The organism is Janthinobacterium lividum (assembly GCF_034424625.1).
Lineage (GTDB): Bacteria > Pseudomonadota > Gammaproteobacteria > Burkholderiales > Burkholderiaceae_D > Janthinobacterium > Janthinobacterium lividum.
Window position 1 is genome coordinate 1,860,959 of the sequence record NZ_CP139976.1, and the last position, 11,870, is coordinate 1,872,828.

The 11,870-nt window shown below is 62.9% G+C and carries 11 protein-coding genes; 8 read left to right on the forward strand and 3 right to left on the reverse strand.

Annotation, left to right across the window (positions count from 1 at the left end):
• The first annotated feature begins 74 nt into the window (after nt 1-74).
• Nucleotides 75-1,505: a mannose-1-phosphate guanylyltransferase/mannose-6-phosphate isomerase gene (locus U0004_RS08425; protein WP_070253548.1), complete on the forward strand. Its 1,431-nt coding sequence runs from the start codon at nt 75-77 to the stop codon at nt 1,503-1,505.
• Here U0004_RS08425 and U0004_RS08430 read toward each other — a convergent pair.
• Nucleotides 1,493-2,098, reverse strand: a complete 606-nt coding sequence (locus tag U0004_RS08430) for a serine O-acetyltransferase (RefSeq protein WP_070253549.1) — start codon at nt 2,096-2,098, stop codon at nt 1,493-1,495. The genes U0004_RS08425 and U0004_RS08430 overlap by 13 nt on opposite strands.
• Before the next feature lie 243 nt (nt 2,099-2,341).
• Here U0004_RS08430 and U0004_RS08435 point away from each other — a divergent pair, with 243 nt between their 5' ends.
• From U0004_RS08435 to U0004_RS08445, 3 genes are all read left to right on the forward strand, one after another.
• A complete protein-coding gene (locus U0004_RS08435; RefSeq protein ID WP_070253550.1) occupies nt 2,342-2,896 on the forward strand; it encodes an FxDxF family PEP-CTERM protein in 555 nt (184 codons plus the stop codon).
• A gap of 78 nt (nt 2,897-2,974) precedes the next feature.
• Nucleotides 2,975-3,553, forward strand: coding sequence for an FxDxF family PEP-CTERM protein (locus tag U0004_RS08440; RefSeq protein WP_081345400.1), 579 nt, complete (start codon nt 2,975-2,977; stop codon nt 3,551-3,553).
• 235 nt (nt 3,554-3,788) lie between these two features.
• Nucleotides 3,789-4,733: a TIGR03790 family protein gene (locus U0004_RS08445; RefSeq protein ID WP_231958420.1), complete on the forward strand. Its 945-nt coding sequence runs from the start codon at nt 3,789-3,791 to the stop codon at nt 4,731-4,733.
• 40 nt (nt 4,734-4,773) lie between these two features.
• Here the strand turns inward: U0004_RS08445 and U0004_RS08450 are convergent, their stop codons facing one another.
• A complete protein-coding gene (locus tag U0004_RS08450) occupies nt 4,774-5,523 on the reverse strand; it encodes a PEP-CTERM sorting domain-containing protein (RefSeq protein ID WP_211551178.1) in 750 nt (249 codons plus the stop codon).
• Between the two features lie 456 nt (nt 5,524-5,979).
• Here U0004_RS08450 and U0004_RS08455 point away from each other — a divergent pair, with 456 nt between their 5' ends.
• From U0004_RS08455 to U0004_RS08470, 4 genes are all read left to right on the forward strand, one after another.
• Nucleotides 5,980-8,973 (forward strand): ExeM/NucH family extracellular endonuclease, encoded by a 2,994-nt coding sequence (locus U0004_RS08455; protein ID WP_070253552.1) that lies wholly within the window; start codon nt 5,980-5,982, stop codon nt 8,971-8,973.
• Between the two features lie 10 nt (nt 8,974-8,983).
• Entirely contained in the window at nt 8,984-9,622 is a 639-nt protein-coding gene (locus U0004_RS08460; protein WP_139144040.1) for an NF038129 family PEP-CTERM protein, read from the forward strand.
• 347 nt (nt 9,623-9,969) lie between these two features.
• The gene (locus tag U0004_RS08465) at nt 9,970-10,674 is read left to right on the forward strand and encodes a winged helix-turn-helix domain-containing protein (protein ID WP_070253554.1); all 705 of its coding nucleotides are present in this window, start codon (nt 9,970-9,972) and stop codon (nt 10,672-10,674) included.
• The gene (locus U0004_RS08470) at nt 10,671-11,342 is read left to right on the forward strand and encodes a LuxR C-terminal-related transcriptional regulator (protein ID WP_070253555.1); all 672 of its coding nucleotides are present in this window, start codon (nt 10,671-10,673) and stop codon (nt 11,340-11,342) included. The genes U0004_RS08465 and U0004_RS08470 overlap by 4 nt, the downstream gene beginning before the upstream one ends.
• On the opposite strand, the gene U0004_RS08475 is transcribed toward U0004_RS08470, so the two are convergent.
• Nucleotides 11,339-11,758 (reverse strand): protease inhibitor I9 family protein, encoded by a 420-nt coding sequence (locus tag U0004_RS08475; RefSeq protein ID WP_034782162.1) that lies wholly within the window; start codon nt 11,756-11,758, stop codon nt 11,339-11,341. The two genes, U0004_RS08470 and U0004_RS08475, sit on opposite strands and share 4 nt — an antisense overlap.
• Between the last annotated feature and the right edge of the window lie 112 nt (nt 11,759-11,870).

The following is an 11,870-nucleotide window of genomic DNA, read 5'->3' on the forward strand; positions in this document are numbered from 1 at the left end:
CAGGCAGCGGCGCCGCGGCCGGAGTGCCGGACCGCCGATGGAAGCGTGCGCCATTGAGTCGACAGGAGCCCGATATGAAAATCTACCCAGTGATCCTGTCGGGAGGTGCCGGCAGCCGCCTGTGGCCCTTGTCGCGCCAGGCGTTGCCCAAGCAATTGTTGCCGCTGCTTTCGCAGCAGACCCTGCTGCAGGAAGCCGTGCTGCGCGTACGCGGGCTGGGTCATGCCGCGCTCGAGGCCATGCCGCCGCTGCTGGTGTGCGGCAATGAGCACCGCTTCATGGTGGCGGAGCAGTTGCGCCAGATCGGCGTGGCGCCGCTGGCCATCGTCCTGGAGCCGCTGGGACGCAATACGGCGCCGGCAGTGGCGGTGGCCGCGCAATATCTGCTGACGCTCGATGCCGAGGCGGTCATGCTCGTCCTGCCTGCCGACCACTGCATCGCCGACGTACCGGCGTTTCACCAGGTGGTCGGGCAAGCGGCTGTGCTGGCCGCGGCCGGCGAGCTTGCCACCTTTGGCATCGTTCCTACCACTGCGGAAACGGCTTACGGCTATATTCTTTCCGGCGCACTGCTGGCCGGTTCGCTGCAGGGCCGCGAAGTTGAGCGTTTCGTGGAAAAACCGGACTTGGCGACGGCGCGTGGCTTCCTCGCCGATGGCCGTTATCTGTGGAATAGCGGCATGTTCATGTTCCGCGCCGCAAGTTACCTGCGCGAGTTGCAGCAATTCGAACCGGCCATGCACGCGGCGTGCGCCGCCGCGGTGGCCGACGGTTGCCGCGACCTCGACTTTTTTCGCCTGGCAGCGGATGTTTTTTCGTCCTGCCGCAGCGTCTCGATCGACCATGCTGTGATGGAGCACACGCGCCGCGCCGTGGTGCTTCCCGCCGCCATGGGCTGGAGCGATATCGGTTCCTGGTCCGGCTTGTGGGACGTGTTGCCAGGCGATGAGCAGGGCAATGTCGTGCGTGGCGATGTCTATCTGGACGGCGCCCGCAACTGCATGATACGGGCGGAAAGCCGGATGGTGGCCGTGTTGGGCGCACAGGACCTGGTGATCGTGGAGACGGACGATGCCGTCCTGGTGGCGCGGCGCGATCAGGTGCAGCGCGTGCGGCAAGTGGTTGAACACCTGGAGCGCCATGGGCGCACCGAGCACGTGCAGCATCGGCTCGTCTACCGTCCCTGGGGCAGCTATGAAGGCATCGACGTGGGCGAGCGTTTCCAGGTCAAGCGCATCGTCGTCAATCCAGGTGGGAAACTATCGCTGCAGATGCACCATCACCGTTCTGAACACTGGGTGGTCGTGCGCGGCACGGCGCGCGTCACATGCGGCGAGACGGTGCGCCTGCTGACAGAGAATGAATCGACATATATTCCGCTCGGCATGATCCACCGGCTGGAAAATCCTGGCAAGCTGCCGCTGCACCTGATCGAGGTGCAGACGGGCGCTTACCTGGGAGAGGACGATATCGTGCGCCATGCGGATGCGTATCAGCGCGCCTGAGATGCGGGCGTACCGAGCGGCGCCGCATTCATGACGTCGGGAACGCAGTCGCTGGCGATGATCTTGCCGGGATTGCCCGCGACGATGGAGGCGGGCGGCACGTCGGCCACGACCACGGTGCCGCCGGCGACGCGGCTGCCCTGTCCGATGGTGATCGCGCCGGTAATGATGGCATGGGGGCCGACCCAGACGCCGTCCTCCAATGTCGGATAGGCGCTGCTGCGCTGGTCCGGGGCGGTGATGCTATCGCGCCGGCCCAGGGTCGCGCCGTGCAGCAGGGTGACATTGCTGCCGATGACGGCGCCAGGCGAAATGACGGTGCCCCAGCCATGCGTCAGGGCGAAACCGGGACCGACCCGGGTTTGCCAGGAAAAGTCGATACCCGCGCGGCGGGTGGCGCTGCGATGCAGCAGCTTGCAAAACGGTAGCAGATATTTCCAGGGAGCGCGGGCGTCGCGCGCGGCCTGGCACAGGCGCATGGTGACGATCGCGCGGAAGGGACGGCTGCCGACAGCCCCTTTCAGCGTCAGGCGCCAACCACTGCGCCCGTATAACCGGAATGTGTCCGCATGCAATGCCGTCCAGGTGGACATATGACTTCCTTTTCTTGAGATGATCCGTCAATCTGATAAAACTTTGCCAATTATAACTGCTGCATGTGCCTGCCCTGGTGGCTGACGGGCGATAGTTCTCGCCTCTTATTTTGATGCCATAAAGAAACTTTTTATTAAAAAATAAATAACTTAAAAAGTTACTTTATGCTATTATCCTTGCTGGTTTGATTATATAAATTCATGTGGCCGCGTTGCGGCCACAATTTTGCTTGGTGGAGTCGCATGAAGAACAATACCCGCTCTATTCTGGCTGTCCTGGCTTTTGCCGGTTCGGCCCTGCTGTCCCAGGCGGCCACTGCGGCTGTCGACATCAGTTCCCTGCCGAAAGCCGTCAAGCTGGAGAGCGGCGGTTCGCTGACATTTGGCGACAAGTTCAAGAACAATCAACAGGGCAGCTTTTTCAATGATGTGTTTACGTTTAACGTGACGCAGCCCAGCGCGCTCAACGTGGTCCTGACTTCGCAAAGCACCAGCGCCCTGACCGGCTTGAATTTGACGGGCTTTGGCTTGTACAGCAGCGTCGGCAACACCTTGTTGCAGGGCGGTACCCAGGAGCTGAGCGGTGCGACCGACAAATGGAGCCTGTCGTTCGCGAACCTGGCCGCCGGTGCGTACTATATGAAGGTCAGCGGCGATATCGTCTTCAGCACCGGCGCCACGTTCAGCGGCAATGGCAACCTGGTATCGGCCGTGCCCGAGCCTGGAACCTATGCGATGCTGCTTGCCGGCCTGGGTTTGCTGGGGTTTGTCGCTCGCCGCCGTCAGAAATCCGCCTGAACACGACTCGCTGTCGTGACGCTATAGTCCCTTTCCCGCGGCGCGCTTGCGTTGACCGCCGTTATCTTGGTGAAAAGTATGCATAAAATATTGAAATCCCTGTTCATGACGTTCGTGCTCTCCGCTGCCAGCGTGGGCGCCCACGCCGCTCCCGTCGACCTGAGCCATGCGCCGGTCGACCTGACGCAGGACCTGATCGACTATTCCAGCGGTGAACTGTTTGGTTCCTTCCGCCTGGGCGCCGGCCAGCTTGCTGGCGCCGGGAATAATTTTTTCAGCGACAAATTCCTCTTCACGCTGACGGGCATCCATGATTTCAGCGGGCTGGCAACTTCGCTCAAGCCAAGCGCCAATTCCGGCCTGACCCTGACGGGATTTAGCCTGAGCAATACCAGTGGCGTAGTGCTGCAGGGCGCGCTTGATCTGCTGAATTTCACGGCGCAGGACCAAGCCTGGGTGCTGAACAGCGGCAAGACGCCTTTGCTTGAGGGAACCTATTTCCTGCAAGTTGACGGCTATGTCGCTTCCGCAACGGGTGGTAGCTACAGCGGCAATATCTCGGCCAGTGCCGTGCCGGAAGCTGAAACCTACGCCATGCTGCTTGCCGGCCTGGGATTGATGGGCTTTGTAGCGCGCCGGCGCAAGCTGCAAGCCTGAGCGCGCGCTGGCATTATCAGCAGCAATAAAAAACGGAAGCCATGGCTTCCGTTTTTTGTTTGCCGCGTTGCGGCACTATTTCCAGCGCTATAATTGGCCGTCAAGCTCCGACTGCCATGCTGCGGTCGTTTCGATTCATCTTTCTGGCAGCTATCCATTGCATACTCCACTACGTTTTTTGCCCGTGTTGCTGGCGGCTTTCTCCTTAGTGCCACAAGCTGGCGCGGCGCCAGGATTGCAGCCCGCGCACCTGGCGGTCATCATCAATGATGCGGAACCGAATAGTGTGGAGGTCGGCGAGTACTACCGCCAGTCGCACGACATTCCGCTTGCCAATGTCGTGCATGTGAATATTCCAAACCGGCCACGCAAGCTTAGCGCCGAACAATTTTCTCAGCTTAAGGAGCGCATCGAGGCGCAGCTCAAGCCCGAGATCCAGGCCGTGCTGATGGTCTGGAGCGCCCCCTATGCGGTCGAGTGCAATTCGATCACCTCCGCATTTACCCTGGGATATGACATGGCGCAGTGCGTCAAGACGTGCGACCCGGGCAAGCCCAGCATCTATTTCAACAGCAACGTGGACCGGCCCATGACCCAGATGGGCATGCGCCTGTCCATGCTGTTGCCTGTCGATTCCGTGGATGATGCCAAGGCCGTCATCAAGCGCGGCACGGCCAGCGGGTTTGCCGTGCCGGCCGCCGGCGCCTATTATTTGACTACCAGCGACGCCGCGCGCAATAGCCGCGCGGCATTCTTTCCGCCGACCGGCATGGTGCGTCAGCGCAAGCTGACCATTACGAATGTGCATGCCAACAGCATTGAAAGCGTCCAGAACATCATGGTGTACCAGACCGGCGTGGCCAATGTGGCCAAGCTGGACACGCTGCGATTTTTGCCGGGGGCGCTGGCCGATCACCTGACGTCATTCGGTGGCGATTTGCAGGGCACAGGACAGATGAGCAGCCAGCGCTGGCTGGAAGCTGGCGCGACGGCCAGTTACGGTACGGTGAGTGAACCGTGCAATTATTGGCAGAAATTCCCGAATCCTACCGTGCTCCTGCGCCGCTACCTGAACGGCATGACGGCGCTGGAAGCGTATTGGGGGAGTGTGCTGTGGCCGGCGCAGGGGCTGTTTATCGGCGACCCGCTGGCCGCGCCGTACATGGCTTACCGGCGCTGAGCGCTGACCTGGCGGTGCGCCCGACGCCGGGGAGGATAGCTTAAGCGGCTTTGACGCTCCGCTTTCTGCGCGCCGCGAATGCCACCAGGCCGAGGCCGGCGATTAGCATGGCGTAGGTTTCCGGCTCAGGCACGACGGCGATAGGCGGCCTGGGAACGCCGATGCCGCTATTGCCGCTGTCGATCCCGCCTGTCGCGCCGCCGCCACCCACGCTGGAGCCGCCAGCCGGCGAGCCGGTGCCGCGCGAGGCGGACGTGATCAGCGGTGCATAGGTATCGGTGCCGGTGGCGCCATGGTAGGCGCGCCCCGGTCCACGGTAGCCGGCGCCGCCATCGATCGGCGGGAACTCCTGGCTGGTAACGAAATCGCGGGTGCCAAACTGATAGCTTCCCGTGTCGCGCGCCGGACGCGCACGCGTGCCGCCCGCCGTATCGCCCGCATCGGCAAACTGATTGCCCAGGCGGTGGCCGCCGCCGCCAAATTGCGGGTTGCGCAATTCCTGGTCCGAAGCGCCGCTGCCGAATTCCGGCGGCGTGCTGGTGCCGTCGTTGATGCGTGCGCCGAAGCCGATGAAACCATCGACGAGGCTGCAAGCGCTGTACGTGCTATCGAGGTCGGCGTCCTTCGCCTTGCCGCCTGCGTTGCTGGCGGCTCCCGTGGCCTGGCAGCGTTTATCGTCGCCGCTGGCGCGCTGCGCATCATTTTGCGCTTGCGCCGTGCTAGCCGCCAGCAATAACACGCTGCAGGCGAACAAGGATGCGAACTTGGATGGGGTGGCTGGTTTTAACATTACTTACCTCTTGGAAATGCATTCTGAGCGCGGCGCATATCGCCAGGCGCTGAGGATGTAATTGGTGCCTACGCTAGCTGTGCGACATTGTTTGTGCACGCCAGGATGGCAGATGAAGAGCCGGGCATGTATGGGGCCCGCTCAATCCATTTGTATTGCAAGGTTCTCAAAGTTGCCAATGGCTTATCAAGAACAAAACTTATTTGCCTGAAATATATCATATTTTTCACATTGGCGCTTTCTTTGCGTAAATGGAAAGCATTGTTTGTTGTTCGAAAGATACTTATTTTGATGCGTCTGGAAAGAAAATTACTCCATTCGGCTTAATCAAATGTCATCAAGTCGTCATCCCGGGCCTTTAATATGCAAATAACAAGTCTGAAATACTTTTGTTAATTGTGGCGCGCCGGCCGATCATGCGGGACCGGCGTCATTTATTTACCGACCGGGATCCTCATGCACACCTCGTTTTCCCCCTTGCGCACGCCGTTGCGCCTGACCGTCATGGCCTCCCTGTTGGCCAGCCTGTCCGTGCCGGCCCTGGCTGCTTCCGATATCGTCATCAGCCAGGTGTATGGCGGGGGCGGCAATACGGGGGCGCTGTACCGCAACGATTTCATCGAATTGTTCAACCGCGGTGCCAGCCCCGTGAATGTGAGCAACTGGAGCGTGCAATACGCGTCCGCCGCCGGTTCCAGTTGGTCGGTGACGGCCTTGCCGGCTATCGAATTGCAACCTGGCCAGTATTTGCTGGTCCAGCAAGCCAAGGGCGCGGGCGGTACGCAGGACTTGCCTGCGCCGGATGCCACGGGCAGCCTGGCCATGTCCGGTACGGCGGGCAAGGTGTTGTTGAGCAATAGCAAGACGGCGCAAACGGGCACCAGCCCCACGGGCGCCGCCGTCATCGACCTGGTCGGTTTCGGCACGGCCAACGGCTTCGAAGGCGCCGTCGCGCCCGCGCCATCGAATACGCTGTCGATTGCGCGTGCGAATGGCGGCTGCGCCGACACGGACGATAACAGCGCCGACTTCGCCACAGGCAGCGTGACGCCGCGCAATACGGCTTCGCCATTGAATGCCTGCGGCGGCCCTGTCGTGCACCAGATCGTCACCAGCTGCCCAGCCAGCCTGGCCTTGGCCGTGGGCAATGGCGGCAGCGCCGTGCTGCGCGCATCCGACGTCGATGGCGTCGTGAATGCCGCCACCTTGAGCTCGCCGGCCGTGGCTGGCATCAGCCTGGCCAATTTCAGCGCGGCCGGCGTGGCGGGCGAGAGCGCCATGGTCAGCCTGCTGGTGGCCGCCGGAGTGCCGGTGGGAAATTACCCTGTCATCGTGAATTTCAGCAACGACCAGCAGCAAAGCGCCAGTTGCAAGATCGATGTCGCCGTGCAAGGCCTGGCTGCCGTCAGCCACACGATCCCGCAGATCCAGGGCAGCGGCGCTGCCAGCCCGTACGCCAATTCCGTGCAGACGACGCAGGGCGTGGTCACCCTGAAAGTAGGCACCGGCTTCTTCATCCAGGATGCGGCCGGCGATGGCGATCCATCGACCTCGGACGGCATCTTCGTGTACACGGGCGCGACGGCCACCACCGTGCAGCCGGGCGAGCTGGTGCGCGTGACGGGCACGGTGGTCGAATACACGCCGTCGGGCGCGAAAAATTCCTATACGGAATTCAAGGACGTGACGGCCATCCTCACGCAAAGCGCGGGCCACGCCATCGTGCCGACGAATGTGACCTTGCCGAACGAGAACCTGGCCGCCGTGGAAGGCATGCTGGTGCGCTTCACGCAGCCCTTGACCGTGTCGCAAAACGCCTACCTGGGCGCGCGCGGCGAATTGAGCCTGTCGGCGGGACGGCGCGAAGTGCCGACCAACCGTTATCCGGCCGGCTCCGCCGAGGCGCAAGCCTTGATCGCCGCCAATGCGAACAACCTGATCGTGCTCGATGATGGCATCTTTGTCGCACCGCCGACGATACCGTACATCGGCCAGGATGGCACCGTGCGCAGCGGCGACACGGTGGCCGACCTGACGGGCGTGGTGGACTTTGGCGCCATCGGCGGTGGCGGTGCTGCCTACAAACTGCAGCCGACGCAAACGCCGCAATTTTCGCGCGACAATCCGCGCACGGGCAGCCCGGAACTGCCATCAGGCAACGTCAAGGTGGCCAGCGCGAACGTGCTGAACTTCTTTACGACCTTTACCAATGGCAATAACGTGTTTGGCCAGACGGGGCAGGGCTGCACCGTGGGTTCGTCTACCACCAAGAGCAATTGCCGCGGCGCCGACAACCTGGCCGAATTCGTGCGCCAGCGCGACAAGATCGTCGCCGAACTGAAAGCCATCGATGCGGACGTGGTGGGCTTGATGGAAATCCAGAACAATGGCGAAACAGCCGTCAGTTACCTGGTCGAGCAGCTCAACGCTGCCATCGGCGGCGTCACGTATGCCGTGGTGCCGAAGCCGGCCGCCACGGGAACGGACGCCATCCGCGTGGCCATGATCTACAAGCCGGCCAAGCTGGGCCTGGTCGGCGCCGCCTTGTCGGATGCCAATGCCATCAACAACCGTCCGCCCATGGCACAGACCTTCCGCGCCGGCAATGGCGAGAAATTCTCGCTGGTCGTCAACCACCTGAAGTCGAAGGGCAGCTGTCCATCGAGCGGGCTGGACGCGGACCAGAACGATAGCCAGAGCTGCTGGAATGCCACCCGCGTGCAGCAAGCCCAGCGCCTGGTGGGCAGTTTCGTGCCGCAAGTGGCGGCCGCTGCCGGCGACGCGGACGTGCTGGTCATCGGCGACCTGAATTCATATGGCGCGGAAGACCCGATCCAGGTCATCACGGGCGCCGGTTTCGTCAATGAACTCGAGCGTTTCGTGCGGCCGTCCGGCATGCCGTACTCGTATGTATTCGGCGGCCAGAGCGGCTACCTCGACCATGCGCTGGCCAGTGCGTCGCTGAGCCCGCAAGTGGCAGGCGTGGCCGAATGGCATGTGAATGCGGACGAGCCGGAAGTGATCGACTACAACATCGACTCGGCCAAGCCGCAAGACTTGTACAACGGCTTGCCTTACCGCGCCTCGGACCACGATCCCGTCGTCATCAGCCTGGACTTGCAGCCCGCTTACCGCGACATCACGGCGGGCGTGGCGCAAGCCAGTTCGGGCCTCGCGTACAACCGCGTGACGCAAAAATACACGGGCACCTTCTCGTTCACCAACACGGGCACGAGCGCCTTGTCCGGCCCGTTCCAGGTGGTGTTCGGCGGCTTGCCTGCCGGCGTGGCCCTGGCCAATGCCACGGGCAGCCATGCGGGCGCCGCGTATGTCACGGTCAACGCGGCCAGCCTGGCGCCGGGCGCGACAGCCTCGTTTGCCGTCAGTTTCACCAATCCGTCGAAAGTGACGATCAATTATTCCGCCAGCATTTTCGCCGGCAACTTCTAAGGACACCATCATGTTGACAACGACACTTCATCCGGCCATGCGCCGCGCCGTCCTGGCCGCCGTGCTGGCCGCCAGCTCCAGCCTGGCGCTGGCGGATCCGCTCGGCTACCGCGTGGAAATCGACACGAGCCAGTTCTCGGGCGCCGGTTTCCTCGACTTCGCCTTTATCGCCGGCAATAGCCCCGCGCCGGGCGCCAGCGCCGTGCTCAGCAATTTTTCGGGTGCGTTCGGCGGGCTGGCATCGCAGGAAGGCAATGTCAGCGGCAGCTTGCCCGGCACCTTGACCTTCGGCAATAGCGGCGCCTACAACGACTGGTTTCACAACGTGACCCTGGGCGGCAAGTTCGGTTTCAATATCGTCTTCGGCGGCGATTTCCTGAACACGGCCGGCAACGCGGGCACGACGTTTGGCGTGGGCTTGCTCGACTACACCGGCATGGCTTATCTGGGCAATGCGAACGGCAACGTCGTGCAATTCGAACTGACCCCGCTCAACGGCGGCTTGCCCGCCAGCATTGCGGGCAGTAGCTACGCCAGCATCGCGACGATCTCGGCCGTGCCGGAGGCGTCGGAATGGATGATGCTGACGGGCGGCCTGGCGCTGATCGGTTTTGCCCTGCGCCGCCGCCAGCCTGGCACACGGGCCTAGTCTTTCCAGCCTGGACACAGCGCGCCTGCGGGCCGCTGTGTTTTTTTTGTTTATTTATTTGAAATAGCTATAAATCAGGAAACTAAATTGTATTGGTCACCGTTTTACGCTTGATGCATAGTAAAAAACTTGTCGGGCAGTCTAAGTAACCCCCAATAAATTCTTGTGTTTTCTAGCTTCCATAAGTGGCGCGCTGCTGCGTTACCCATCGCTAGCAGTGCTCGCACTGCGTCGCGCCGGGCGCCTTGCATCACATCCACTTCTGTTTGCTATAAATTCACAATAATTTTCTGGCGATTACTTAGTTCTTCATAGATTGCCGCCAACTTTTTTCGGGAGATGCATCGATGCCTGGCCATATCCTGGTGCTGGACCCTGCGCCTGCCATGCAAGCGCTGCTGGCGCATAACTTCGCAGGCGCCGGCTACCGGGTCAGCTGCGCCCTGGATGCGCGCGGCGCGCTGGCGCTGCTGGCGGCCGGCCCGCCCGATGTATTGCTGCTGGAATGGGAGCTGCCGGATGCGTCCGGCATCGCGCTGCTGCGCCAGGTGCGCCAGGATGGCGTGTTGTGCGACTTGCCCATCATCATGGTCAGCGCGCGCGACAGCGAACAGGACAAGGTGCTGGCGCTGGAAAGCGGCGCCGACGACTATCTGTGCAAGCCTTTCGGTCCCCGTGAAATGCTGGCCCGCGTGCACGCGCTGCTGCGCCGGCGCGCGCCATCGGCCTTGCGCGCAGGCGCAGGCACGGCAGCGCTGCGGCTCGACCCACACACCCTGCGCGTGACGGCCGGTAACGTGCCCGTCAACCTGGGCCGCGTGGAATTCAAGCTGCTGCATTTCCTGATGAACCATCCGGGCAGGGTGCATAGCCGCGCGCAGTTGCTGGACCAGGTGTGGGGCCATGCGACGTATCTCGACGAGCGCACGGTCGACGCCCACGTGGGGCGTCTGCGGCAGGCGCTGCAGCCGGGCGGCTGCGGCCACCGCATCGAAACCGTGCGCGGCAGCGGCTACCGCTATCTGGCGTTTGACGCCGCCGTGTGCGCATGATGCTGCTGACGGGGCGGGAGCAGGAATACCTGCTGCACGCCATCCTCGGCGCGCATGGCATCGTCGCGCCCGGCGATTTCTTTCTGTGGAGCCAGGGGCCGCTGCAAACGCTGTTACCGCACGACATATTAATGTGCGCGCAACTGGATGACGATGGTGCCGTGCTGCGCAGCGAAGCCTGGCACAGCGCCGCGCCCGATCACGCGCTGCTGCGCGAGCGCCAGGGCCAGCTGGCGCACCTTGCGCTGGCCTGGCGCGCGGGCGGCCAGGGGGCTGCCGTCATCGACGGCGTGCTGGTGCACGGCAGCGTGGGCGACGCCGGCGGCAGCTTTTTTGCCCTGTTCGCCGTGATGCCGGCGGACGCTGCGCGCCAGGCGTATGTGCTGGAACTGCTGTTGCCCTACCTGCACGTGCACTGGCTGGCGCTGCCAGGCAGCCAGCATGCGCGCATGGCCGGCCCGGCTGCCACGCGCGCGGCCAGTGCGCGCGAACTGGAAGTGCTGCATTGGGTGCGCGAAGGGAAAAGCAATGACGAGGTGGGGGAAATTCTCGGTATCAGCGGCGCCACCGTGAAAAGCCATTTGCAGCGTATCTACAAATTATTGGGCGTGAGCAATCGCATGCAAGCCGTGTCGCGCGGCATCGCGCTGCGCTTGCTCAGCCATTAGCGCTGGTCCTGCGGCCTGGCCTGCGGCTTGCCGCTGCCGCCGCCATCTTGCGTGTGTTCGATGCTGCCGGGCGAGACCCGTGCCACGTCAGGGCTCGCTTGCAGGCGCGCCACTTCGGCGCGTGTCAGCATGGCGGCAAAGCCATTGAAGGCCACCGTGTAGCGGTATTGCACTGGGGCATCGGGCACCAGCGCCAGCACGGCGCGCTGCTGCGCTTCCAGCTGGGCCGTGTAGCGCCGCGCCGCGTCGCTGTCCGTATCGAGCCTATGCACGCCGTCCGCTTGCGAGGCCAGCGGCGGGGCGCGCAATTGCACCAGATAGGACAGTCGCGCCGCAGCGGCCTGCGCCGCGACAGGCAGTGCATGGAGGCTGGCCATGCCGGCCAGGATGGCAATGCTGAGGCGAAATGCGGACATGCAAACTCCTTTGCGCATGGCGGACGAGTTGCCCGTGCGCCGATTGTACGCGTGTTACGCATAAAAAACGCGCCCCGCAGGGCGCGTCGTGTTACCGCCTGGAGCGATACCG